This window comes from Algoriphagus aquimarinus (assembly GCF_900112005.1).
Classification (GTDB): Bacteria; Bacteroidota; Bacteroidia; order Cytophagales; family Cyclobacteriaceae; genus Algoriphagus; species Algoriphagus aquimarinus.
Map to the genome: position 1 here is coordinate 186,423 of NZ_FOKK01000006.1, position 26,845 is coordinate 213,267.

21 protein-coding genes are annotated in these 26,845 nt (G+C 39.9%); 6 read left to right on the forward strand and 15 right to left on the reverse strand.

The window, feature by feature from the left end:
• The first annotated feature begins 6 nt into the window (after positions 1-6).
• Together BM291_RS09990 and BM291_RS09995 are read left to right on the forward strand one after the other, a co-directional pair.
• Positions 7-756, forward strand: a complete 750-nt coding sequence (locus BM291_RS09990; protein WP_092896858.1) for an NIPSNAP family protein — start codon at positions 7-9, stop codon at positions 754-756.
• A gap of 72 nt (positions 757-828) precedes the next feature.
• Positions 829-1,185 carry a hypothetical protein gene (locus BM291_RS09995; RefSeq protein ID WP_092896861.1) on the forward strand — a complete coding sequence of 119 codons (357 nt, stop codon included), beginning with the start codon at positions 829-831 and terminating at the stop codon, positions 1,183-1,185.
• A gap of 100 nt (positions 1,186-1,285) precedes the next feature.
• Here BM291_RS09995 and BM291_RS10000 read toward each other — a convergent pair whose 3' ends face one another.
• The 14 genes from BM291_RS10000 to BM291_RS10070 all read right to left on the reverse strand — a co-directional run bounded on the left by BM291_RS10000 (position 1,286) and on the right by BM291_RS10070 (position 18,209).
• Complete coding sequence (locus BM291_RS10000) at positions 1,286-4,729, reverse strand: ThuA domain-containing protein (RefSeq protein ID WP_092896863.1); 3,444 nt, start codon at positions 4,727-4,729, stop codon at positions 1,286-1,288.
• A gap of 131 nt (positions 4,730-4,860) precedes the next feature.
• Entirely contained in the window at positions 4,861-6,003 is a 1,143-nt protein-coding gene (gene galK, locus BM291_RS10005) for a galactokinase (protein WP_092896866.1), read from the reverse strand.
• Entirely contained in the window at positions 6,004-7,029 is a 1,026-nt protein-coding gene (locus BM291_RS10010; RefSeq protein WP_092896869.1) for a LacI family DNA-binding transcriptional regulator, read from the reverse strand. It lies immediately after the preceding gene.
• A gap of 182 nt (positions 7,030-7,211) precedes the next feature.
• Complete coding sequence (locus tag BM291_RS10015) at positions 7,212-8,189, reverse strand: M28 family peptidase (RefSeq protein ID WP_092896872.1); 978 nt, start codon at positions 8,187-8,189, stop codon at positions 7,212-7,214.
• Complete coding sequence (gene cysS / locus BM291_RS10020) at positions 8,179-9,669, reverse strand: cysteine--tRNA ligase (protein ID WP_092896875.1); 1,491 nt, start codon at positions 9,667-9,669, stop codon at positions 8,179-8,181. Before cysS ends, BM291_RS10015 begins: the two co-directional genes overlap by 11 nt.
• 186 nt (positions 9,670-9,855) lie before the next feature.
• A complete protein-coding gene (locus tag BM291_RS22240; protein WP_092897095.1) occupies positions 9,856-10,161 on the reverse strand; it encodes a type II toxin-antitoxin system RelE/ParE family toxin in 306 nt (101 codons plus the stop codon).
• 17 nt (positions 10,162-10,178) lie between these two features.
• Positions 10,179-10,397 carry a hypothetical protein gene (locus tag BM291_RS10030; protein ID WP_092896878.1) on the reverse strand — a complete coding sequence of 73 codons (219 nt, stop codon included), beginning with the start codon at positions 10,395-10,397 and terminating at the stop codon, positions 10,179-10,181.
• 44 nt (positions 10,398-10,441) lie between these two features.
• Positions 10,442-10,660, reverse strand: a complete 219-nt coding sequence (locus BM291_RS10035; protein ID WP_092896880.1) for a type II toxin-antitoxin system HicB family antitoxin — start codon at positions 10,658-10,660, stop codon at positions 10,442-10,444.
• Positions 10,661-11,039: 379 nt separating this feature from the next.
• The gene (gene purH / locus BM291_RS10045; protein ID WP_092896882.1) at positions 11,040-12,566 is read right to left on the reverse strand and encodes a bifunctional phosphoribosylaminoimidazolecarboxamide formyltransferase/IMP cyclohydrolase; all 1,527 of its coding nucleotides are present in this window, start codon (positions 12,564-12,566) and stop codon (positions 11,040-11,042) included.
• 195 nt (positions 12,567-12,761) lie between these two features.
• On the reverse strand, positions 12,762-13,973 hold the full coding sequence (locus tag BM291_RS10050) for a glycoside hydrolase family 18 protein (RefSeq protein WP_245786826.1): 1,212 nt from the start codon (positions 13,971-13,973) through the stop codon (positions 12,762-12,764).
• A gap of 119 nt (positions 13,974-14,092) precedes the next feature.
• Positions 14,093-14,710, reverse strand: coding sequence for a CatB-related O-acetyltransferase (locus BM291_RS10055; RefSeq protein ID WP_092896885.1), 618 nt, complete (start codon positions 14,708-14,710; stop codon positions 14,093-14,095).
• 20 nt (positions 14,711-14,730) lie between these two features.
• A complete protein-coding gene (locus BM291_RS10060) occupies positions 14,731-15,645 on the reverse strand; it encodes an endonuclease/exonuclease/phosphatase family protein (RefSeq protein ID WP_139229074.1) in 915 nt (304 codons plus the stop codon).
• Between the two features lie 100 nt (positions 15,646-15,745).
• A complete protein-coding gene (locus BM291_RS10065; protein WP_092896890.1) occupies positions 15,746-16,156 on the reverse strand; it encodes an OsmC family protein in 411 nt (136 codons plus the stop codon).
• A 115-nt stretch (positions 16,157-16,271) separates the two neighbouring features.
• Complete coding sequence (locus BM291_RS10070; protein ID WP_092896893.1) at positions 16,272-18,209, reverse strand: tetratricopeptide repeat-containing sensor histidine kinase; 1,938 nt, start codon at positions 18,207-18,209, stop codon at positions 16,272-16,274.
• Positions 18,210-18,542: 333 nt separating this feature from the next.
• Between BM291_RS10070 and BM291_RS10075 the strand changes: the two genes are divergently transcribed.
• The 3 genes from BM291_RS10075 (at position 18,543) to BM291_RS10085 (ending at position 22,694) form a co-directional block, all read left to right on the forward strand.
• Complete coding sequence (locus BM291_RS10075) at positions 18,543-19,235, forward strand: head GIN domain-containing protein (protein WP_175499675.1); 693 nt, start codon at positions 18,543-18,545, stop codon at positions 19,233-19,235.
• 117 nt (positions 19,236-19,352) lie between these two features.
• Complete coding sequence (locus tag BM291_RS10080; RefSeq protein WP_092896899.1) at positions 19,353-21,779, forward strand: ABC transporter permease; 2,427 nt, start codon at positions 19,353-19,355, stop codon at positions 21,777-21,779.
• Positions 21,780-21,998: 219 nt separating this feature from the next.
• On the forward strand, positions 21,999-22,694 hold the full coding sequence (locus BM291_RS10085) for a head GIN domain-containing protein (protein ID WP_092896902.1): 696 nt from the start codon (positions 21,999-22,001) through the stop codon (positions 22,692-22,694).
• Positions 22,695-22,804: 110 nt separating this feature from the next.
• Here the strand turns inward: BM291_RS10085 and BM291_RS10090 are convergent, their stop codons facing one another.
• Positions 22,805-23,791 (reverse strand): bestrophin family protein, encoded by a 987-nt coding sequence (locus BM291_RS10090; protein WP_092896905.1) that lies wholly within the window; start codon positions 23,789-23,791, stop codon positions 22,805-22,807.
• Positions 23,792-24,304: 513 nt separating this feature from the next.
• Here BM291_RS10090 and BM291_RS10095 point away from each other — a divergent pair.
• Complete coding sequence (locus BM291_RS10095) at positions 24,305-26,734, forward strand: ABC transporter permease (protein WP_092896908.1); 2,430 nt, start codon at positions 24,305-24,307, stop codon at positions 26,732-26,734.
• Positions 26,735-26,845: the final 111 nt, after the last annotated feature.

Here is a 26,845-nt window from a genome sequence, read left to right on the forward strand (position 1 = left end):
ATCCCCATGAAAAAGTCAATTCTAAGTTTACTCGTTATGTTATTCGCCTTTGGCAGTTTTGCGCAGCAATTAAGTGGAAGTACATCCACCTATTTTGAAATTAGGAAATACTACGCTAACGAAGGCAAGTTAGACGATTTGATAAAGCGCTTTGAAGATCATACGATGAGCCTTTTTGAGAAAAATGGAATGGAAAACGTTGCGTATTTCCTTCCTACCGATAATACGGACAATTCCCTTACCTACATCTTGGGGTATCCTGATGAAAATTCTCGCGATCGTATGTGGGCCAAATTTGCTAATGATCCCGAATGGCAGAAAGCTAAGAAGGAATCAGAAGTAAATGGTGGACTGGTAAAGGCAGTAGATCAAACTTTTATGAAATTGGCGCAAGGACTGAACGATACTCCTATGCAGCAGGAAAGTGGGGTTTTTCAATTGAGAGTGTACACTTGTTTAGATGGAAGACTAAATAATCTAATAGCAAGATTCAAGGACCACACGCAGGATTTATTTGAGAAGCAGGGCTTGCGAAATTATCCGTATTGGGTTACAGTAGAGAAGGACGGGAGTCAACCAAAGCTAGTTTATCTTCTGGCTGACAAGGATCAGGAATCTTTTGAAAAGAATTTCCAGAACTTCATAAAAGATCCAGCATGGGTGAAAGCTAAAGATGCTTCTGAAGCTGATGGAAAAATTGTAGAGAAGGTGGATGCAGTTTTCTTGAAAACTTTGCCTTTTTCTCCGATGAAATAATTAGCGTGTAGCGTAAAAGATGGGCTGATCGTACTAGTATCAAACTAATTTCTGTCTAGAAAACTCTTTGCCATGAAAAACTCTATTTACCTTATTTTATTCTTTTTAATAATTGGTTTTGCATGTGAGGAGAAGGAAGACCCAGCCACAGCTTGTGGGGTGAGTGATCCAATAGAGAATCTTCCTTGGCTTAAGCAATGGGTTTCAGAATCTACTACCAGTGATAGTGAAGGGTATTCCTATATCAAACAAGCCATTTTCAAAAATGAAACAGTGTTTTTTTGGGGCAGCTGTTGTCCCAACTGTGATTGGGGTCTGGTATTGCGTGATTGCTCAGGAATAGAAATTGAAGGCGATTATAATTTTGAGAATCTGAAAGATCAAAAAGTCATCTGGCGACCGGAAAATTCGCAGTGTGTTTTTAAATAAAATGAGTGCTAGTCTAGCTTGCTGATCTACATTATTTAAATTGGACAGACATAAAAAAAGCCATCCCGATATCGGGATGGCTTTACTAGTTACTCGTTTTTTATTTTGCGTTGAAGGTCATTCCAGCTACTATAAATGTCCCGTTTCCACCGTTATTCTTAGGCTTAGTGATAACAATAAGCTTATGAAGTTTTCCATCTGCTGTTCCGGTGATAGGAATGGTTATCTGACCATAGCTAGGAGCGCTTGCAGATCCAGTTGTGGACTGTTGTACAAATGTTTCTGTTCCCACTACTTGACCGGTTGGGCTGTCTAGTCTGAGTTCAAATACATATTCATCTCCAAGGTCTCCTACAGTTACGGTAGTGGCAGTTACGGATGAGATACCGGTTAAGTCAATCTCTTTGATACCAAAGGAAGCTTCATTTTTAGGTACCATCACCAAATTAGCACCATCGTAGCTCATGCTGCTATATCCGCCAGTATAATCACCTGTAATACCCATGTCTATGGTGTTACTTTTTAGTAGCACTGTAGTAGAACCGGATAGTGGTTTTGTATTTTCCCCTCCTTGGTCTGTATAAGATGCATTGAGCATCAATACACCTGTTGTAGTAGGAGTTTTACCAGCTGTCGCATCTACAGATCCAGATTTTGGAAGAGAAGGAGTAGTCACTTGATCCAAAGAAAGAATATAAGCAACTAAGGCATTCAAATCAGAATCTTTCATGTCAGGATTGGCAGGCATAGCTGTTTCTCCCCAGACTCCGCCACCACCATTTTTGATTTTGTTCTTCAAGTAGTCGATGTCTCGTTGGTTGTACTTCTTCGCTACATCAATGTAAGCAGGTCCAACAGACGCTTCCGCTTCCTTATGACAGGTCTTGCAAGTTAAAGTAGTGAAGAGTGATTTTCCCATCATAGCTTCAGTCATGACCTTGTGGCCCATGTCAGATTCTGCCATATCTAATCCTTCGATATAGTCAGCAGAAATATATAGGGTACTCAAGTCTGATGCAGCTTCAGGATTATCAGCATCTGCCACAGAGACGGTATAGGCTACTTTCTTTCCAGGGAAATAGAAGGACTGATTTCCGTCAATTGAGATAGAAACCTCCGGTGCAACGTTGCCTGAATAGACACTTGCGATAGTACTAGTGCCAGTTAATCCTGCAGGATCTTTTGCCGTTACCTTTACTTCATACTCGCCGATTCCATTAAAAGTATGGGTAAGGCTAGGAGTCTCTGTAGTCTTGGTTTCTCCATTGCCCAGATCCCAAACATAAGTCATTGGATCATTTTCAGGATCTGAAGAAGTTGCGCTAAATGTAACCGTCAATGGATTTGTTCCTGAGGTTTTATCCGCAGAGATTTTAGTCACCGTTGGCGCTCTGTTTCCTCCATTAAAGTCTATTCTGGAAAGCCCTGAATCTTTATTCTTGGCGAACCAGCCATTGCCGTATTCCAATATATAGATTCTGCCGTCAGGCCCCATTTCCATATCTATCAATGCATTGAATTTGGTGCTTGGCATAAATGCTTCCATTTTGTCAAAATCACCATTTTCCTTGATGGTTACAGCCTTAATCCACCCTCTGATCCAGTCATAGATGAAGATTTTTCCATCATAATAATCAGGGAGTTTGGTGTCTGCAGTGTACATATCTGAATAATAGATCGGACCTGCCATTGCATTTCTTCCTCCAGAACCGACCTGTGGGAATTCTTTGGACTCTCCATATGGATACCAGATGAAAGCTGGCGCTAATGCAGGTAAATCGGTTTTACCAGTATTGTTTACGGAAGTGTTTTTAGGCCCATTTGGATCAAAAGCAGCTCCGGATTCACCAGTTACATAATTGAATTCTCGGTACGCATAGTTATTTCCTACAAAATATGGCCATCCGAAATTGCCAGCTTTTCTCGCTTGGTTTAGCTCATCGTAGCCTCTAGGACCACGAGTCTCCAAGCTGTCAGCATTGGCATCAGGACCAACTTCACCCCAATACAAGAAACCATTTTTCTGATCAATAGATATTCTGTATGGGTTTCTGTTTCCCTGTACATAAATTTCAGGTCTAGTTCCTTCTGTTCCTACTGGGTAAAGATTTCCTTCCGGAATATCATAAGAACCATCTTCCTTCACTTTTATTCTAAGGATTTTACCTCTTAAGTCATTCGCGTTTCCAGAAGTCCTTCTAGCGTCATACTGCTCCTTACCCGGTCTCTGATCGAGAGGAGCAAAGCCGTTGTTGATGAATTTAGAATCAGCCTGATTGAATGGTGTAGAGTTATCTCCTAAAGAAAGGAATAGGTTGCCATCTTTATCAAAAGCAATAGATCCACCGGTGTGGCAGCAAATATCACGATCGGAATGAACGTCAAGGATGACAACTTCTGATGCCATATCCCAAGTGTCATTTTTGAAAGTAAACCTTGAAAGTCTATTGATCTCTTCGTCGCCTGTTGGTGCATAATAGACGAAAACATATCCATTTTTAGCGAAATTTGGGTCTTTTTGAATACCCATCAATCCTTCTTCGGCATTTACTCCTTTTACTTCTGTTTTCCAGTAGACATCAAGTTTGGCTACTTCTTTCAGTTCCTCTGTTTCATTATCGAACAATAGAATTTCTCCTCTTCTCTGTGATACTAGGATATCCAAGTTTGGAAGTATGGTCATCTCTGTTGGCTCAGTGAATTCTCCATAAGCATAAGTCGTCTTAGTAAACCTGTTTTCCTCAGGAACACGCTTGCTCTTTGCTTTAGAATAATCTAATTCGGAATTGTCTCCAATGGCATATTCTATTCCGGCAAGGACATGCTTCAAGAATAATTCTTCTGTATAAGATTCATTGGTGTGTCCGCCTCCAGTATAGAATGCTCTTCCTCCATCATAGTCATGGTACCAAGCAATAGGATGCTCTCCCATGTCAAAACCACCTTTGTAAGAATCTTCTTCCAAGTTCAATAGAACATGGACGTCTGGATTCATGTTTTTGTAGCTGTACCACTCATCCGTTCTAGCCCAAGGGCTAGTTAGGAAAGATGTGGAGGAGTTTTTAGCGTCTACAACAGTGATTTCACCAGCCTGAACATTAGGATTAGGATCGTTGATGCCTGGGTGATCAGTGAAGTAGCCACCTACCAAACGGCCATACCAGCTCCACTCATATTCCGTGTCAGCTGCAGCATGGATACCCATGAAACCGCCTCCAGACTGAATGTATCTTTCGAAATCAGCTTCTTGGTAGTTGTTTAACACATCGCCAGTAGTACTTAAAAATATTACGGCTGAGTATTGTGCTAAATTTTCCTCGGTGAACATCTCTGACTGCGTAGTGGTATCTACTTCGAAGCCATTTTCTGATCCAAGTTTTTCTATTGCATCTATTCCTTTAGGAATGGATTCATGATGAAATCCTGCTGTTTTGCTGAATACAAGTACTTTAGGTTTTCCAGAGCGAGAATTACAGCTCCAGAAACCTACACTCGCAATCAGACCAAGTAGCAGTAGGCTTCTTAGGTTTTTTGGGAAATTCATAGGTTTTCAAATTTTTGGGAAAATAGGTAATTAAACTCAATTCAGAGTTGGGCTTACAAATTGGGGAAAATTTTGATAAAAATCGTGGTAATTGTCTGAATGAAACAATAGAAGTTATAATTGGTAGAACTTTATAGTATTCTAGCGCCTTCGGAAAGTGCAACTGGGATAAAATCTGCTTCTATTTCAAATTTATCTTTGTAAACAGCTCGCATAGTAGCTTTGAAATTCTTCATTTCTGAATTGGCTACCAAATTAATAGTGCAACCTCCAAAACCTCCGCCCATCATGCGTGAACCGATTACTCCTGGTAATTTCCACGATTCCTCGGCAAGAAAATCAAGCTCCACGCAACTCACTTCGAAGTCCTCACTTAAGCTTCGGTGAGATTCCTTCAATAGATTTCCAAAAACGGTTAAATCACCAGCATGGAGAGCATTAGATGCTAGGTTGACACGTTCGGTCTCTGTGATGACGTGTTTTGCTTTAGGAAATAGATCTGCTGGTAAAAGTTGCTGCACTTTTTCCATGTCTTTTACCTGAATATCTCTAAGTGTAGTGGCTTCTGGGAAAGAATCTTGAAGAATCTTTACACTTGCTTCACAAGCTTCTCTTCGCTTATTATATGCGGAATCGGCCAGGGTATGTTTTACTTTAGAATTGATAAGGATTAATGAATGATCTCCAAAATCAACTTCAACTTCAAAGTGTGTATTGGTTCGGCAATCCAGTAATAATGCTCTGTCTTTCACTCCGAAAGCAGAAGCGTAAGGATCCATGATGCCACATTTCACACCAGCAAATAAATGCTCTGCTTTTTGGGCGTAGAGAACGATTGACTTTTTGGTGATGGTAAGGTTGAAAAGAGCAGTCAATGCCGTGCCAATTGCTACGGAAAGTGCGGCTGAGGAAGAAAGTCCAGAAGCTGGGATATTTCCGACGAAAGCCATATCAAAACCTTCAAACTTATAACCCGCCTGCTGAAATTGAGAGATTACACCCATAGTGTAATTTGCCCAATGCCCCTTTTTTGGAGAAAATGATGTAATGTCAAAAACAAATTCTTCTTCGTAATCTTCTGAGTAAAGGCGACAGGAGGAAAGACCGTTTTTTTGGATAGCTACCCAAATTCCTTGTTCTATTGCTGCAGGGAAAACCAAGCCTTCTTGATAATCTGTATGCTCTCCGATCAGATTGATTCTTCCTGGTGCAAATGCCAAAATCGGTTCACTACCAAACAGTTTCCTGAAGGTTTGGGCAATTTTATCTTTCATTTACTTTAGTGCTTTTGTTGATTGTCGAGGTACTAGGGTAGTTTCGAGAACTATAGAAATAGGGTCATCAGATGCGATGCCATCTAATTGATCGAGTAAGTGAGTCACTGATAATTTACCCATTTCATAGCCTGGCTGAGCTACCGTAGTCAGTGGAGGTTCTACTACAGCAGAAGTTGGATTATTTGTAAATCCAGCTAATGCCATGTCATCTGGCACCTTGATGCCTATGGATTTCCAAAAGGTAAGAATATCAATCGCCACAGGATCTATCATACAAAAGACACCATCTGGTCGTGATTTCATTTCGGCTATTTCCTTACCTATTTTGATGTTTCCTTCTATGGTAAGATCAGATATTTTCACCAACGCTGGATCGGGGGTAATCCCAAATTCATTTAATGCATGGAGATATCCTTCTTTACGTTTTTTGCTGATATAGAGATCTTCTGGTCCTGATACATACATGACGCGTTTGCAACCAGTTTCCAATAAGTGTTTGGTGACTTGATATGCTCCGCCCTCATCATTGAATGTGACGCGCGAAACAGGTATATCTTCATTTACTCTGTCAAAAAGCAAAAATGGAATTTCTCTATTGTAAATATCTAATAAGTGATCAAATTGGTTAGTTTCACGACTCAATGAGATCAGCAAACCGTCCACTTGAGAGGCTACTAAAGTTCTGATATTGGCTTTCTCAAGTTCTAATGTTTCATTCGATTGGCAAATCATCACATTGTAACCACGCTTATTTGCATGATCCTGAATCCCTGATATACAGGAAGCAAAAAAGTGGGAAGTAATCTCTGGTACGATTACTCCTAGTGTATTGGTACGGCTAATTCTAAGGCTTTGAGCAAGGAGATTGGGTTGGTAATTCATCTCCTTTGCCATCTCCACTATTCGTTTTTTAGTGTCTGGATGAAGCTCTGGAGAATCCTTGAGTGCTCTTGAAATGGTCGATACAGAAACGCCTAATTTTTTGGCGATTTCCTTCATGGTGACTTGATGACCTTTTTTCATATGTTTATCATTGTCTTTTCAGCGGTCGTGCCCGTCCGGCTGATGCCAGTAGGACGGGAAACTTTCAACTGATAATTATCCCATTATGACATTTCGTAACGCTCGATTTCATAGGGTAAAATCTTTTAACTATCACTTCGAACCTTCCAAATTGGACGATTCTAAGATGGAAAGATAAGCTTTTACTCTTGGTAAACTGTAAATAAAACAGTTTCCCCTACTGCTTGCAAAGTTCTACGGTCTATGATTTCCATATTGTCTGCATGCTTATGATGGTATTGGCCAAAACCATAATCCGGTGAAAACTCAATAATATCAATCATAGGTATTTTAGCGAACTCATTGACAAAAGCATGATCGTCCAGAATCTCAGGGGCATCTTTGTAGATGAAGAAGTCTCCTTGGCCAATCTGAGAGGCATTGTCCCAGACTTTTTTCAAAATACCAGATGCATATTGACGAGAATATCCTTCTCTATAAAAGCGCGCTCCCTTGGCTCCAACTAGATCTACCAAAATGCCATAATAGGCTGAGTAATTTGCTTTGTGCTTGTTTTTGGACCAGTGCTGAGAACCTAAGCACCACCATATTTGACTGTTATCTCTTTCGGAAGATAGATCTGGTTCACCATCATCTTCTCCATCGAATAATATAATGTCTATCCCAACGCCTGGCTTTAATTCCTGAGAACCGATCACACGAGCGATTTCAAGTAAAATACCAACTCCACTGGCGCCGTCATTTGCTCCATCGATAGGTTCATCCATTCGCTCGGTATCTTTATCAGCGATTCTTCTAGTATCCCAGTGCGCTGCCAAAAGAATTCTCTTGGTTGCCTGAGGATTGTAGGAAGCGATGATATTACTCAAGTCCCAAGTTAATCCATCATAAGTTTTAGCTTCGAAATCCTGAGTTTCTACAGCAAAACCATACCCTTCAAACTTAGCTAAAAGCCAGTTTTTGGTGGCTTCATGAGCCTCGGTTTCTGGTACACGTGGGCCGAAATCCACTTGCTTCTGTACGAAGGCGTAGGCAGAATCTGGAGAGAAAGTAGGGTAGGGCTTAGCTGGCGCCTTGGCGACAACTTCAGTTTCCTTCTCGGGACTGCTACATGCCCAAGTCAGCGCAAGTAAGCCTACTAACCAAAATCTATTCTTCATATGCCCAGTCAATTTTATCCTTCATGTCTTTAACTACGAAACCTATAGCTTTCAAGCCAGCTCTGATCTCATCCACTTTAGCATAGTCTCTGGCAGTTTTTGCCTCAGAATACAATTGTAAAAGCAAATTCAGCATCTCATTTTGAGTGTCTGATTTCTCTTCTACCAATCCTAGAATATCAGAAACAAAGGTGCTGAATGTCTCTATTAATTTATTGAAAACTTCCTCCCCACATACGGCAGACTTCAACTGTCCTGTGTACATGGAGTTGATTTTCTTCAGCAAATTGAAGAGATGCCCGATCGCCTGCGCGGTGTTGAAGTCATCGTCCATTGCTCGGTAAGCATTGGTGATGATTTGCTCCACTTGCTTGATTTGCTCCTCGTCTTTCTCAGCATCATTCGCTTCGAATTTCAAGATTTTGGCAATTCTCAATCCATTAATGAGTTTCTTATATCCCTTTTGGGCAGCTTGAAGCGCTTCGTTGGAGAAATCCAAAGTAGAGCGATAATGTGCCGTCAAGATGAAATATCGAATCGTCATCGGACTATAAGCCTGCTCCAGAAGTTTGTGTTTTCCGGTGAAAAGCTCTTGCAAATTGATGAAGTTGCCCAGTGATTTGCCCATCTTCTGTCCGTTGATGGTGATCATGTTATTGTGCATCCAGTACTTGGCTGGATCCTGATGATTGCATGCATTTCCCTGTGCGATTTCACATTCGTGATGTGGGAAAAGTAAATCCATTCCACCACCGTGTATGTCAAATTGCTTTCCAAGGTACTTCGAGCTCATGGCTGTACATTCTAAGTGCCAGCCTGGAAAACCAACTCCCCAAGGAGAATCCCACTTCATAAGATGTTCTGAAGAAGCATTTTTCCAGAGCGCAAAATCAACTGCATTACGCTTTTCATCCTGTCCGTCTAGCGTGCGACTACCGCTCATTAGATTTTCTAAGTCACGACCTGAAAGCTTGCCGTAGTTGTTCGTTTCGTTGTATTTCATCACATCGAAGTACACAGATCCATTCACCTCATAGCCAAAACCTTCTTTCAAGATGGCTTCCACCAATGCGATTTGCTCAGGAATATGACCAGTTGCACGAGGTTCGATGCTTGGTTTCCAAGTATTCAAAAGCGCCATATCTCTATGGTAGCTGTCCGTGTATTGTTGAGCAACTTCCATAGGCTCAAGCTGTTCTAGCTTTGCTTTCTTGGCGATTTTGTCTTCTCCTTCATCAGCATCTCCTTGCAAGTGACCTACATCGGTGATGTTTCGCACGTATCGAACCCTGAAGCCCATATGGGTCAGGTAACGATTGACTGTGTCAAAAGTGATGGCTGGACGAGCGTGGCCAAGGTGAGCATCTCCATAGACCGTCGGTCCACAGACATACATGCCTACGAAAGGCGGATTGATGGGCTGAAACTCCTCTTTCTGGCGTGAAAGAGTATTGTATAATTTAAGATTATGCGACTTCATGGATAGAATCTGTACTAAGTATCAAGAACCAACAACGGATCTAGCCCGAAATTGATTCAGGCTGCAAAATAGCGGATTCGAGTGGGGAAATGAAAAAGATTAAAAATAACTGTTGAGTCGGAGTAGCTTCAGGGATTAAACTAAGAATGTTTAAGTCTTTTAAGGATATAAACGCATGTGGCTAATCTAGGTCAATCCAGCGGATTTCAAAAGGTCTATTAATTTTGCCTTTGGAATATTCTCAAAATCACTTTTATCGAATATATGGATCAGGTAGATTTCTTTGTCCTGACTTAAAAAGTAGTATATAACTCTTGCTCCGCTTGATTTCCCTTTGTTTTTGCTACTTATTGATAATCGGATTTTAAAGAGATTTCCACCAAGTGGAATTCCTTCTTCATAATCTTTTTCTAATTTTTCTATTAGACTGAAGAGATCAGCTTTCAGGGAAGGATATTTTTTAAAAAGTTTTTTTGAAGAATTTTTTAAAATCTTGGGTGAGAATTACCTCATAGCTCATTTAAAAAGTCTCTGGCACTTTCTTTTTTCATTTCTCCTTTTTGAATCTTTTTTACTTGCGACAAGCTAGATTCTATTTCTCCTAGGAACTCCAAGAACTCTTCTTTTTCAACCATTTCAAATTCAATACCTACTTTGCTCAAAAAATCAGCAATAGATTTGATTTGTGTTTTGTTTTTTGGATAGGCTTTGATTCTGATGGATTCCATTTCTTATTAAGTTTTATACAATTTACGAGAAGGGTAGAATAGTGTTAGGCTAACATCAATTTCCCTTTAGGCGTAGGTATAGACCTTCCAAGAGATTTCGCTGTTTCTATCCATTCCCCAATGACGATTTCTGCATTAGCTAATGCTTCTGAGTAAGATTCTCCATCGGCTGCACAACCTGCCAATTCAGGTACTTCTGCAATGAATGCTTGATCTTCTTCACTCCAGTAAATGATAATCTCGTAACGAGGATTAGATTCCATCTTTATCTAGCTTTAATCTATATATCAATATAAGATTTCTTACTTGTTTGACCTGATAAGGTTTAGATTTTCCTCAATGTTGATGATTTCTTTTATTTTAGATTTAGAGAAAATATGATGACTTCCTTTGATTCTTTCTTCAAACCCAAAAATAATTAGTAACCTTTTAAGATCTTCATAATCAATAATTTGGTCAGACCTTCCTCTAAGTATTTTCAATAGGATCTTCTCATACTTTCCCATAATTAAATATATGGAAACTTCTGATTTTGAATTCTATTCTAATAATCTCAAAACCAAAAAAAAGACCTTCAGAAATTTGAATTCCGAAGGTCTTGAATCACGAGTGTAAGGGCGAAAAATCTTTCGCCCCTACGTTTTAATGCTTAAAATGTCTCACGCCGGTCATCACCATTGCGATGCCGTTTGCGTCACAGTAGTCTACGCTCAATTGATCTTTGATAGACCCGCCTGGCTGAACTACTGCTGTGATTCCTGCTTTGCCTGCAATCTCTACACAGTCCGGGAATGGGAAGAATGCATCAGATGCCATCACAGCGCCATTCAAGTCAAAGCCAAATGCCTTCGCTTTGTCGATTGCTTGAAGCAATGCATCTACACGAGAAGTTTGACCAACTCCGCTAGAGAACAACTGATCTCCATTAGAAAGGATGATCGTATTTGATTTAGTATGCTTACATATTTTTGCAGCGAATACCAATGCGTCCTTTTCAGCTTCTGTTGGAGCTTTTTTGGTAGCTACAGTGAAATCAGCCTTTGTTTCAGTTGCCAAATCCTTGTCCTGCTCGATCACGCCGTTAAGCAAGGTCTTGATCATTTTGGTGCCAGGGAGATCCATTTTCTGCAACAATAAGATTCTGTTCTTCTTGCCTTTCAATACTTCTAAAGCTTCGTCTGTGAAAGCTGGTGCTATCAATACTTCGAAGAACAAAGAATGCATTTCTTCTGCCGCGTCTTTGTCTACTGTTTGGTTGGTAATCAACACTCCTCCGAATGCAGAAGTAGTATCTGCCGCAAAAGCTTTTTGATAAGCTTCTTTCACAGTTGTTGCCAAGGCAACTCCACAAGCATTGGTGTGTTTCAAGATAGCGAAGGCTGTTTCACCTTTGAATTCTGCAATCAAATTCACAGCAGCATCCACGTCGACCAGATTGTTGTAGGAAAGTTCTTTTCCGTTCAACTGATCAAAAAGTGCCTCCATATCTCCGTAGAAGTGAGCGTTTTGATGCGGGTTTTCTCCGTAGCGAAGAGCTTTCGCTTTGGTTTCAGATACTTTAAGTGCTGAGATGCTTTCCTCTGCATTGAAGTAATTAAATATATGAGTGTCGTAGTTCGAAGAAACCTGGAAAGCCTGAGCCGCAAAATAGCGACGGTCAGCTAGGGTAGTTGCTCCATCCTGGGCAGTTAGTCTTTGCTCAAGTTCAGCGTACTGATCTTTGGAAGCAATGATTGTTACATCCTTGAAGTTTTTCGCCGCTGCGCGGATCAAAGAAATTCCTCCAATGTCGATTTTCTCTATAATATCGGCTTCCGCAGCACCAGAAGCTACAGTTTCCTCAAATGGATACAAATCAACGATCACCAAATCAATTGCTGGAATGTTATATTCTCCAGCTTGCGCCACATCGCCGTCATTGTCTCTTCTGTACAGAATACCACCAAAAACGGTTGGATGAAGAGTTTTTACACGTCCGCCGAAGATGGAAGGGTAGCTTGTCAACTCTTCTACAGGGATAACTTCAGCGCCTTGCTCCTCGATGAATTTCTGAGTGCCACCGGTAGAGTAGATCTTCACTCCATTTTTCTTCAGTAGGGCGATGATAGGTTCTAGATTGTCTTTATAAAAGACTGAGATAAGAGCAGATTGAATTTTTTTCGTAGCCATTTGGCAATGGGTTGGTTTGAAAACTTAGGAAGCGGCAAAGGTAAGAAAATTGCTTGGAAGGGAGGTAGTAGAATTGTGAATTACGAAATGTGATTTCCGAGATCTTTGAAACTATGAATTTTTTTTCCTCAGTTAAAATCAATTCTAATATCGAATTAAGGAACGTCAAATGTCGAATCAAGAAGTATTAAAAATTTACTCATTTGCAGCCTTATATATCGCGTCAAGCAGACTTCCTTCTTCTTTAGTATCGTTGCCTAATTCCCAGAACATAATACCTCCCAAACCTTTTTTCATCGTGTATTTGGTTTTGAGAGCGACCGAAACTGTATCGTCATAGGATAAGAATATACTGTCCGCAGCATTATACATATAAGGTGCTTGTGCTTTTTCATCCCAATAGCGTTTAAAATTGTCATCCTGCTCATAGGAATCACGAATCTTGTGATAGGCCATCCAGCCGATATGAAGCCCGCTGCTTAGTTGGTACAATCCATTATTTACTGGAGGCACACCTTTCCATGCTCTGCCGTAGAAGGCTCCACCGATGACGATTTGCTTGGGATCGACACCCTCTTTGATCAGGAAGTCAACAATCTTTTGTGATGAGCGTGGATCGGGATCCAAATTGTCACCGCTAGCATACAAACTATCCAAATGCGCTTTGAAAGGTGTTCCAGCGACATCTTCAGATTTCACATCACCCAATGGCGTATGATGTCCAGTGTAGATGGAAACTCCGGATACCTGATCATAAGTCATGACATTGGTATAATCGGCATATTTCATGACCTCGCCCATTTCGACAAAATCATAGTAACGCTTCCAGCCCGCGGACGCAAAAGTTAGGACTTTTGGAGAATCGAATTCGTCTAACATTTCGCGTAAACCTTTCATCAAAGCTGTAAAATTCTTGGTGTCTTCTGGACGAGCCATGGTACCTGCACCGGAAATCCCAGGGTATTCCCAGTCCATATCCATGCCGTCAAGCTTATATTTTGTGATGAACTCAGACGCACTTTTGATGAATTTTGCGCGGCTTTCTTCGGTCAACGCCATATCAGAAAATCCGTCAGCTCCCCAACCGCCACAGGCGATCATTACTTTCAGATCAGGATTACGCTCCTTTTGCTTCACTAATGCTTCGATCTTCGGACCAGCAACTTCTTCTTTTCTGAATTTCATCTCTCCATCGATCACATTCGTAAAGGAGTAAATGATGTGTGTAAGCTTTTCTACAGGGATATTTTCTGGCTTATAATCACGTTCTGCTACATAATAGGCCATGATTACAGGATCGGGAGTCAGTAAAGATTCTTGTGCTTCTTCAGACTGATTTTCAGCAGGTGCAGTGCAACTTATGATTCCTAACAAGAGAAATAGATAGGAGAGAGTAGCGGTTTTCAAGGCGTGGTGGTTTAAATACTTATTTAATAATTTCGAATAAGTTGAAATTACTTAAATTAAAATATTTTTTAAACAGAAGCAGTGAAAAATATGAAATCAAATAGATAGATCGCCTTGTATTAAAGGTTTATGATTTTGTTGCCTGTTAGATTATGAATGTTTTCAGTGATTTTATCCATATCCCAGTCCCACCATTTCAATTCTAAAAGTTTGTCAATAGTCTCCTTTGGAAATCGCTTTTTAATTTCAAGAGCCGGGTTTCCGCCTACTATCGAGTATGGTTCAACATCTTTAACCACAGTAGAATTTGTTGCGATTATGGCTCCATCGCCAATTTTAACTCCTGCCATAATTGTGGCATTATGACCAATCCAAACATCGTTTCCGATCACGAGATCTCCTTTGTTTGGATATGATTTTCCTTTCATCGACTTTTCCCATCCATTTCCAAATATGGCAAATGGATAAGTTGATATAGAATCTGTGAGATGATTCGCTCCGTTCATTATGAATTTTACTCCGGAAGCGATCATGCAGAACTTTCCGATTATTAGTTTATCACCAGTAAAGTCAAAATGATATTTTACGTTCTTTTCAAAATTCTCAACATTTTCAAAGTCATCATAATATGTGTAATCGCCCACAATAATATTGGGGTTCTTGATGATGTTTTTTAAAAAGCATAACTTATCGTAATTCTCAAGCGGGAACTTTACATTCTTATCCGGTCCTACCATATTTTAAATCTCTATTCTGTTTATTTTATTTCAAACACAGTTACTACAAATCCATGATCCGAAGGATAGTTGAACTCTTTGTTATTTATAGAAAATGGTTCATTTAGAAAAGCTTTATAAGAATCGGATTTTAGTGCTTCTATTGAATTCCCTTTGTAAAAAATATAATCAATCCGATGCGAATCATTAATTCCTTTGGTATCCCAAGTTATGCCCGGAGACGAAATAGGATCAGGATTTATTTTCCTGAAGGAATCTATCAATCCTAGATCTTCCAATACTTTGGTGGAATACCAAGGAACTACTAAGCCATTATGCAGATGTTTAGTTTGTTGTCCCCAATCCTTATGTGATGGTGTATTCATGTCACCTCCAAAAATCATAGGAATAGAATCTGTTTCACTGGTGAATTTTTCCAAGTAGGGAAGTACTTTTTGAATCATCTCATATTTTTGTCCAGTTCGCTCCCAAGCCAACAATTCTTCACTTGATTTCCCCATTTTCTCTGGTTCATCATCCCATGGTAAATAGTGAAACCAATTTGAGAAAAACCGAATTTTTTTATTGTGAATTAGTATCTCCATCCCACCCAAATAGAAGGGGTCTTCTGTATCTATTCTATCTCCAAAAGGATATTTAGAAAATATTGATAAGTTGACATTCTTATCATCTAAGGGAGTGCCTTCTGGGGCAATTAGGTGAAAATTATAACCTAAAGATTGAGCAATCGACAAACCTGAGCCATAAGTTTCTACCATCAAAATGACATCAGGATTGATTTCTCTGATGATTTTTATAGCGTTTTCCTTTCCATTCTCTATGTCATTTGCTCCATGGAGAATGTTCCAAGCCATTACTTTGAAGGTGTTTTCTTGGGCGTTTGTTTCGGAGACAACAAGCATTAAACAACAGAAAAGTAATTTGCGCAAAATCATAAATAGATAGGTTTTTATTGGCAGATAGGGTAAGCCTTCAATGTACTTTTCTCTTTTGGTAATTCTAAAAGAGATCAATGATTTTTTAAGTAACCTTAGCTTATATCTCTACTCCCATCTTCTTGACTTCACCGACGATAGAGCAGGAAGACTTAACAGTATTCACGATTGTCCCAAAGTTTTCAATGTTCTTTTGAAGTAGTTTGATGTTCAGTGAGGGATCTTGACTATAAACGAGTAATTCATAGCTAATCTCATCCATACGTGGAGGTTTCTCCATACGGGTTGCAGTGACTTTTACTTCTGCATGTGAGTATTCAAAGTTCATCAAGGAAGAAAATCGCTCAACATTTTTCAGAATACAAGCTGAAATTGACCCTAAAAATAGTTCGGCCGGGTTGGGTAGAAGATCTGCTGAACCGGGAGTTATTCCAAATTCGATTTCCGATTCTTTTATCGTGATGGATGCCTTATCCTTCGAACTAGAGCTTGCTTTGCTTGAATACTTCATAAGTCTTTGGTATTGTTTATTTAAGTAAATAAATAACTCATATCAATCTGTGAAACCCACCACACTTATTTCACTCAAGGCTGTTACCTAGTGCGCTTTTATGAAGAATCACTTTTCATAGCTGCACACTAAACGTAGTGCTTCTACCTGCCTTGCTACTCACCGATATAGTAGCACCCAGGCTGTCTGCAAAATCTTTACATAGCATTAGTCCGATTCCAGTCCCTTGCTCTCCATTGGTTCCCACAGTAGAGTATTGTTTTTTGCTAAAGAGACCATCAATTTGAGCTTGGCTCATCCCGATTCCACTGTCCTTTATCAGGATAGTTTTTGGGTGTTGGGGATCAGTTTCTATCGTGATAGTGCCACCTTCCGGAGTGAATTTGATTGAATTGGAAATGATATTCCTGAGAATAAAATTCAGTCTTTCTCTATCCGTGGTAATATGAACCTCATCAGGAATATGATTATCCATTTGTAGGTTTTTGTGATTTAGCTGCTTTGCAAATAGATTTTGGTTTTCGGAAATGAGCTCGCCAAGTGAGATCTCAGTTTTCTCCACTTTCTCCGAACTCATCTGCGTTCTGGCCCATTTGAGGAGATTCGAAAGTAAGATAGAAGCAGATCGGGTGTTGGTGGAAATATTGGATAGAATATAGTCCATCTCTTCCTGGCTGAGTTCACCTGATTGCCATAGATCAAGAGAGTTGTTTAAAGAAGCATATGGAGTACGAAGGTCATGGGAGATAATGGAGAAAAGCTTATCTCGGAATTTGTTCGCTTTTTTCAAAGCACGGTTGGTGGTTTTCAGTTCTGTAGATTGCTGCTGAATCTGCTCGTTTTGGGACTGAACCTTGGCATTGGTTAGCTCCAGGTCGTGGTGTGCTACGCGGAGTTTTTGATTTATTTTTCTCTGATACCAAACGAGCAGGATAAGTAGCAGACCTGTGACTATTGCAATGATAAGAAGTTCGTTTTTTCGCTGAATAGAAAAGGCTGACAATTCACCTTCTTTCATCAACTTCTGGTTTTCCAGTTCTTTCTTCTCGCTTTCGTATTGAATTTCCAGTTCATCGCGGATTTTTTGTCTTGAATCATTGAAGACAGAATCATTGCTTGCTTCCTTCACAAGTAAGTATTCAAAGGCATTTTTATAATCCTTCATATCAGCAGATAGAGACGACATTCTACTGGCTGCTATCGTGATCTGGTAATAAGATTCGGTACTAATAGCAATCTCATAAGCTTGCTTGGCATATTCCAAAGCTTTGGAAATGGAATTGTTGTTCTTATAGTAATCCGACAGTGTTCCGAGCGAAGAAAGCTTCCCTTCGGTGTCATTTAATTCCTTAGAATATTCCAACGACTTTGTCAGCATCTGGATTCCTTTTGTTTTTTCACCCGATTCATAATACACTTGTCCGAGTTGAGAAAGGGTGTTGATCAGACCACGCTTATCCTGAAGTTTTTCTTTGATATTCTTAGACTTCTCCAAGAGATCCTTTGTCATTTGGAAGTCTGTCTCCTCATTAAACGACGACCATCTATCCAGATAATAGCTCCCAAGATTGTTATATAAGAGACTCATGGCTCGCTCATGTTGGATCAATTGAGCCAATTCCAGCGACTTATTATACTGCACTATCGCTTTTGCGGAGTTCTGAAGTCTATAGTAAATGTTGCCAAGATTCATTGTCGATTCGATCATTCCTACAGTATCCTGAATAGCCTCGCGGATTCCAAGCGCCTCGAAATGTGTGATCAGTGCATTTTCATAATCAGATTTGATGAGGTAAGAGACGCCAATAATATTCAGAGAATTGGCTTCCATCTTCTGTAAACCTAGTTTTTTGGATATTTTCTTAGCTTCTGAAGCATACTGAATTGCAGTGTCCTGATCATAGGTGTAGTAAAGCTTGCTAAGATTATAAAGTCCCGAAGCCTTTACTGAATCATTACTAGTCTGCTGTACAATCATTTTCAGACTATCTGTTTGGGATTGTTGAATTGGTAATTCAAAAGTGAAAATCCAAACCAATAAGTATGGGATCATAAAGCGGCTTTATATGAAAATTTAATCCTTGGGTGATGATAAGGAGAATTAGGTAAAGATAAATCTGACTCCTTGAATATCAAAGAGCTGGAATGGCCCTCTATGTAAAAATTTCATTGATGTATGGGATAGGTAGTGAAGAAAGTTTATGTTTTTAAGACAGAAGAGAGATTCGTTGATTTTACTGGGGCAAACGTTCGCTTGCGAACAAAACACCTATTTCTCGGACAGGTAAACAATGTGAAATACTGTTAAATCGAGTTTAAAGGCGTTTTTTGGCATTGGCACAATCTCTGAAAAGTACTAGGGGAATACAACTAAATGCAATTCATTATGAACTTCTCTAAAATATCCGCTTTTGTCCTGCTACTTTTTCTCATGGGAACTAGCGTACAAGCTCAATCAGAAATACGCACGCCAGGCAAATTCACAGGGATCAATTCTGAAGGTTCTTGGGATGTGATCATCACTCTTGGAGACAAGGATGAAGTCAAACTGGTCTCCAAAGGATTTGATTTGGCCGAGGTAATCACCGAAATAGAAGATGGAAGTCTTACAATCGAATTGGAAGATTCCGATGATGATAATCGCGCAAATTTCACTGCTTATGTCACTGTCAGAAATCTGAAAAGTTTGGGTTTAAGCGGTTCGGGAAATATGATTGTTAGATCTGATATTACTACTAAGGAATTTAGCATAGGACAGGCTGGCTCGGGAACTATTGAAATGGAGATGCTTACTACAGATGATTTGAATGTGGGAATGGCTGGCTCAGGTAATGTAGTGATATCATGCGGTACTGCTTCCGATGTCAATATTGGACAAGTAGGATCAGGAGATTTTAAAGCTTCAGCTTTGAAGGGCAAAGATGTGAAAGTCGGTAAAACAGGTTCGGGAGATACTTATATTGGGGTAGAAGGCGAACTTACCGTGGGTTCACTGGGCTCAGGAAGTGTTTATTATAATGGAGAGCCTACCGATATCAATAAAGGGAGTTTAGGGTCTGGAAAAGTAGTGAGGAAGTAGTTTTGAAGACAGAAGACAGAAGACGGTAGACTGAAGAATTGCACTTCGCTCTTCTAGCTTTTAAAACTTAGTAACTCTATCCAACTAATTATAATCTTTCAATTTTGTAATCTAATTATGCTCAAAAACTACTTTAAAATACTAATCCGAAATACTCGGAAAAACCCACTCTACATGTTTATCAATGTGTTTGGATTGGCAGTAGGAATGGCTGTGAGTATTTTGATCTTTTTGTTTGTACAGCATGAGCTCAGTTACGATAAGTACCATGCAAATGCTGATAGAATTTATAGAGTTTCCAGAGCATGGTTCAATCCAGATGGCGCGATCAGTTTACATTTGGGGCATACCGCACCGCCTTTTGGGCCATTGATCAAGTCTGATTTTGGAGCTGATGTAGAGACTGTCGGTAGATTTTTTCGTTTTGATCCCCTGATCAAATACGAGGATAAGGCTTTCGAAGAGGAGAATTTCTATTTCGCAGACCCTGAGGTATTTGATATTTTTTCCTTTAAGATGGTAGAAGGTGAGGCCAAGGATGCACTTGCTAATTCAGATGGGATGATCATTACAGAGACTATGTCCAAAAAGTACTTTGGAGAGGATAATCCCATAGGAAAAGAATTGGAATTGAATATCGCAGGGCAGGACGCTACCTTTCAGGTTCGTGGACTGATGGAAGATATGCCTGGTAATTCCCATTTTCATGCGGATTTTCTAGCATCCATGGCTCCAGTAGTAGCTTTCTATGGTGGTCAGGATGCCTTTATGAGCAATTATGGAGGGAATAATTTCTCTACCTATGCACTCCTCAATGAAGGAGTGGATTACAAGGCATTGGAAGCTAAACTTCCAACATTGATCGATAAATACATGGGGGAAACGCAATCTGGTGTGCCGATGTCGAAGGGTACCAAGCTTTTTCTCTGGCCTATGACTGATGTGCATTTGTATTCTAACTTGGACTCGGAGATGGAGGCAAATGGCAATATTGACTACGTCTATATTTACCTAGCAGTAGCACTATTTATCTTACTGATCGCCTGCATCAACTTTATGAACCTGTCCACAGCTCGATCTTCTATGCGCTCAATGGAAGTGGGCTTGCGCAAAGTGATGGGTGCAGACAAGGGCCGTCTGATTAGACAATTCATGGGAGAGTCGTTTATGATGACCATTATTTCCATGGTATTCGCCCTGGTTTTGGTTTACCTATTTTTGCCCACTTTTTCCAATTTTACAGAAAAAGAGCTTAGTCTAAATTTCCTTAACAACCCTGAATACATTGTGGGGTTGACAGGCCTGGTGGTTTTGGTAGGCTTGGTCTCAGGGAGCTATCCTGCCTTGTTTCTGTCTGGATTTTCTCCTGCCAAAGTACTTAAGGGAGCCTTCAAAGCAGGCAAAGGTCATGAGCAATTCCGCTCAGTATTAGTGGTGGGTCAATTCGCTATTTCGGTAGTGCTAATTGTAGCTGTACTGGTAGTAGTTCGTCAATTGGATTTCATGCAAAGCAAAGATTTAGGTTTTGAGAAAGAAGATATCGTTGTACTTCCATCCAGTCCTGCTATTCAAGAAAATTACTTGATTTTAAAGGATAGACTTGAAAGACATCAGGGGATAAAATCAGTAAGTATTTCAAGTCGTGTTCCGTCTGGAAGGCTTTTGGATAATCAAGGGAGTTCGGCAGAGATTGATGGAGAGATGACCCAGCTCAATGTCCGTATTGCAGATATCGAGGTAGGTCATAATTTCTTGAAAACCTATGGCATTCCTGTGGTTGCTGGGAGAGATTTTGATTTCAATCTGGCATCTGATTCTACAGAAGCATTTATCTTAAATGAAGCGGCTATCCAAGAAATAGGATGGTCAAGTTCAGAAGAGGCCATAGGTAAGAAGTTCTACTATGGAGCAAGGAAAGGGTATGTGACTGGAGTGATGAAAAACTTCCACTTCGAGTCTTTGCATCAGCCGATCGTGCCTATAGTATTTATGATTCCTGAGGATAGATATAATCGAATTAGCTTAAAAGTAGACGCTGAAAATAAGGAGCAAACATTAGCCTATTTGAAGGAAGAGTGGGCTGCTCTTCGGCCTGATTTTCCATTCGAACCATTATTTGTGGATGAGGGATTCAACAGGCAATATGAAGCAGAGGAGCGGGTGAAAACCATTTTTACTTTCTTCTCTGGATTAGCCGTGATTATTTCTATTCTAGGATTATTTGGTCTGACTACTTTCGCTACTCAGCAGAGAACCCGAGAAATAGGCATCAGAAAAGTGATGGGAGCGGAGACGGCAAATATTCTAGTGCTACTGGGTAAAGACTTTCTGAAACTAGTCATGATAGGCTTTCTTATTGCCATTCCTATTTCTTGGTTTGGAATGTCTAGCTGGTTGAATGATTTCGCTTATAAAATCGGTATCAGCTGGACCGTTTTCTTATGGGCTGGATTGATTGCTGGTGCCATCGCCGCCATCACCGTAATGTCTCAATCATTGAAGGCCGCTTGGGAAGATCCTGTGAAGAGTATCAAGAGCGAGTGAGTTGGCAGTGAAAAGTATTAAGTACATAGTATCAAGTAGCTAGAGTCAAAATCAGCAGAAAAAAGAGCCAAGAGTGCAACCTTTAGGATCTGAATTGCATCTAGTAATGGAGACCTGAGTTCTTAACGGCCTTTTACTTTCCAAGCTTTCCAACTTTACCACCTTTCGACTTTCCAGTTACTAAATTTTCAAATATTTCAATTTTCCAATATTACCATCATGAAAACCTATTCAAAAATATTAGCATTTGCATTCACTGTATTAGTGATGGCATCTTGCGTGCAAGCTCAATCAACGGAAACTAGGACTCCGGGACATTTCACTAAAGTGCATTCTGGCGGTAGCTGGGAGGTGATTATGACGGAGGGAAATAAGGAGGAGATAAGAATCGAAGCCAAAGGTGTTTCCTTAGATAAGGTGAAAACGGAAATTGACGGAGATGTTTTGAGCGTGGGCTTAGTTAGAGGTAGCTATAGCAATGTGAAATTGAAATTCTACATCACGTATAAGGAACTTGAAGAAGTGAAATGTTCTGGCTCAGGTACAATCGAAGTAACTTCTCCAGTAAGGTCAGATGAGTTCTATGCTGGTATTTCGGGTTCTGGTGACATTATTATGAACAAGCTTGAGGCTAAGGAATTGTCAGTATCTATTTCGGGTTCGGCAGATCTTAAAATCAAAGGTGGATCAGTGGACGAAGCTGTGATTAAGCAATCAGGTTCAGGTGATTTTCATGGTGAAAATCTAGCAATCGGAGAATTGAGCGTAAACAAGTCTGGCTCTGGAGATACCCATGTAGGTGACTTAGGGAAAGTCTCTGTGAGTGCTTCCGGCTCAGGAGATGTGACTTATTTAGGTTCACCGAGATTAGGAGAAGTAAGAACTTCAGGCTCAAGTAGCTTAAGAAAAAGATAAAAAGGTGAATGATCACTTAACTATCCCTCAAGCGAAAGTTTTAGGGATTTTTTTGTGAATTTAATTTCCATGAATCGTACACTTTACAACTTTTTCACATTCAAACCCAATCACATCAAAAATCCATTTTCAACCTCGTAAGGCACAGGTATATTTTCCTCCTCCAGCATTTCGAGCAGGTCAATTTCCACCGCCCGAGCAATGGATGAAATTGGAACATCGTTGTAACCTCCTTCAAATGGGTTTTCTGAGTAATCTCCTATTCTATCCACTACAAAGAATGTCCAGATAATAATAGCAGAGAACGGTATGGTCAGCCAATAATGTAGTGCCCTAGACTCCGCAAAAATGTCCAGTAAACCGAAGGGAATCAATCCGCAAAATATGTAAGTGATCCATAATCCTGTAGAGGCATATTGCCTAGGAAATGGAAAGTTTTTGATTCGCTCGCTCATACCTTGGTTGGTATATAGATTCCCGATCAACTCGTGCAGCCTTACTTGCTTATGATCACTGATGTATTCCTGTTCGTTCAAAAGGCCAATCTCCTTACTCTGATTTTTAAGTAGTTGAGATGGGATATTAGACATGTTCTTCAGGCTTAAGATTTCTTCTTCAGATAAGTATTTATTGATTTCCATATAAACTCCATCATTGTATTCTTTGATGAAACCAGGAATGAAATTCAGCTTATTTACGGGTAGATTATGTTCCCAGGTCTTTTCTTTTCTCATCGCATGCTTGAGTGCTAAGACCCAAGCCAGATGTCTGTGGATTAGTTGTCGTTTACTCTCAAAAGGCAGGTTGGAATTTGGTAGACTAAGAATTCCAGTTGCAAAAGTCCTACTATCATTGACTATAGCTCCCCATATTTTTCGGGCTTCCCAAGTTCGGTCGTAAGAACTGTTGTTTTTGAATCCAAGGAAAAAGGCAACGGCTATACCTATTACTGATATTGGTTCCCAAGGAAGTGAAAATGGAATATTGGTGATCTCATATAATAGTATGATAACAAAGGAATAGAGTAAACCATAGATCAATGAGAACTTAGACCAGCGCACGGTCATCCAAAAACTGTAATATCTCTTTACGTACATAAAAACTTGTTTGTGTTTAAGGTATTAAAATATCCAATAGATGACAATAGAATTTAAACCAAAATAGGCTAAAAGCTTCTCACTATAAACATCTTATTTCCCAAAGCATCTTTAATAAATTTAGATAAAGTGTGATGCGATATACTGCTTTGATAGCTTAGTCTCTATAAGTATAGAATGATTAGTATCGCCCGAAAGCGAACAAAACTGTCCGAGCTTCTCTATTCAAAATTTTTAAAATGGCTTTCTCAGTCTATTTAAGGCTGTTTTTAATGGCACAAAAGTGGAAATACGAATTACAGATAAATATCTAGTAATGAGTTTCAAGAGTTTAAAGCCAAGATTCTCAATAAATGAAGTAAGTTCTAAGACATGAGAATATGGATGTCTTGAGAACTTAGAGAAGGTTACAACTTTAAAACCATACCACCTTTCAACTTTATTACTAGTAAACCTTAGATAACAAAATCTTCCAATCCGCCACGGCGGACAAGTAATCCCAATCTTCACAAAATGCTCAAAAACTACATCAAAATTGCCTGGAGAAATTTCAGAAACCTCAAATCATTTGGGCTCATTAATCTGGTTGGACTGACAGCTGGAACAGTCTGCAGTTTGGCGATTCTTCTTTACGTCCAGTCGCAATTTGGATTTGAGAAGCAGTTTGACCACTTCGAAAATATCTATAAGGTCACTACGTACATCAATAACCATGGTGAGTTTCCTGATTCTGATTTTATTTCGGCCAGTCCAGCAATCGGGCCGGCGTTAGCAGAGGATTTTGAAGAGGTTATCCGACAAGCAAGAGTGGTAGGATTGGGTGGGGAATATCTAATGAAACCCGAAGGCTCTGATAAGGCGTTTTTTGAATCCAATAGTTATATGGTGGATTCTACATTTTTTGAGTTGTTCAGTTTCTCGATGCTGGAAGGGAATTCAAAAACAGCTTTAAAAGAACCGAGAAGCTTGGTTCTTTCTTCAGAACTCGCATCTAAGCTCTTCGGAGAAGGGAATTCTGCACTTGGAAAACAAGTCCAGCTTACCAGTGAAGATGATGATCTTTCTATGAAAGTGACCGGAGTTTTTGATGAGAATGTGGGTGATACTCATTTGAATCCAAATTTTATTCTCAGTATGTCAAGTACTGGATTTGGGAACTTTGTGTTGAATAATGACGGATGGGCTGGGAATAATTTTGTGCATACATACGTTCAACTTAGCCCACAAACCAACCTAGATGATGTAGTAAAGAAACTTCCTAATTTCTTGGAAAGTCACGGAGGAGAGCAGCTCAGATCTGCCAATATGGATAAGAAATTAGGCCTGTTTCCTATCAAAGATTTGAATCTTAAATCTGCCAACTATAGTTTCCCATTGAGTAAAGTCTCAGACATCAACTATTTATATATCCTGATTGCAATTGGGTTTTTTATACAGTTGATGGCTTGTATTAATTACATCAATTTGACTACAGCGCAGGGGATGCGCCGGGCAAAAGAAATAGGGGTTAGGAAAGTGAATGGGGCTTCGAGTAGATCGCTGATGCTTCAATTTGTAATCGAATCGATCTTCTTTTCTTTGCTTGCGGTACTTTTCGCCGTTCCAATTTTGATTGGTTCACTTCCCTACCTGAATCAATTATTTGACAGTTCGCTGGTGACTAGAGATGTACTATCCTTGAATATGTTTATTTCAATCTTGTTGGTGGGATTTTCGACCGGAATTATTTCAGGCGCTTACCCGGCATTTTATCTAGGCATGGTCAATGTCAATAAAATATTTAAGGTCAAAAGCCAGTCCTCCAGATCTCCTTTCTCACTTCGAAATGGTCTGGTGGTCTTCCAGTTTGCGATGGTATTCCTTTTGATTTATGCAGTAACTGTAGTTTCGGAGCAGTTATCACACTTAAATGAAAAAGACGCGGGATTCTCCAAGAATCAGAAATTGGTGATACCTCTTAAAACTGCCTCAGTATCTGCCAATTACACCACGCTCAAGACTCAATTTGAATCGCTTTCTCAGGTCAACTCAGTGACGGCCTGTCAATTCTATCCTTCTCAAAATATTTTGCATGACAATAAGATGTTCAGAAAGGGCACTTCCGTAAGTGATGGGAAAATAGTTCATATAAATAGGACTAGAGAGAATTTCTTCGAAACCATGGGAATCAAACTACTGGAAGGCCGAACAATTAACGAAAATGACAGCACCCAAATGGTGGTGAATGAGACATTCTTGAAACACTTTGGAATCGCCCAAGAAGAGGCGTTAGGAGTACTTTTTGAGCCTTGGAACCCAGATGGAGGAGTTAGTCCAGCATATGAGATTGTAGGGGTGATACAAGATTACAATTTCCTTTCGCTAAAAAGTGAGATTCAACCGGTGGCGACATTTTATGACACAGAGCTGTCTAATGCAGTAGTGAGTTTTAATGCGGAGAGTCCTACCGAAGTATTACAGGCTATCGAAGAAAATTGGCTGGCAATCAATCCGAGTGTACCCTTTGAATATTCGTTTTTGGATGATGAGATGACTAAGGTATATCAAGAGGAAATTCGTCTCAAAAAAGTAGCTTACACGTTCACTAGCCTTGCTGTTTTGATAAGTCTATTGGGGATATGGGGATTGGTTTCCTTTAGTTTGGGTCAGCGTACCAAGGAAATTGGCGTGCGTAAAGTCTTGGGAGCTTCAGTTTCCGAATTGACGCAGTTGCTCTCTAAAGAGTTTATCGTTTTGGTTGCGGTTTCGGTTTTTATAGGAGCTCCGCTGGCCTATTTTGCTATGGATTCTTGGCTTTCCGGGTTTGCATCTAAAATCGACAATACCAATTTCTTACTGATTAGCTCGGCGGTGATTACGATTATGGTAAGCATGGTCACGGTGATCTACAAAACTATCCATGCTGCAAACGCAAATCCTATAGATAGTATCATGAAGGACTGATAGGAAATCCTTATTTCAGAAAATTCATCCTTTTGCCCGAAAGCGAACAAAATTGTCCGTGTTGTACTTTGCAAAATTCAGAATACCCAATTTTCTGCAATTTAAAGCTGA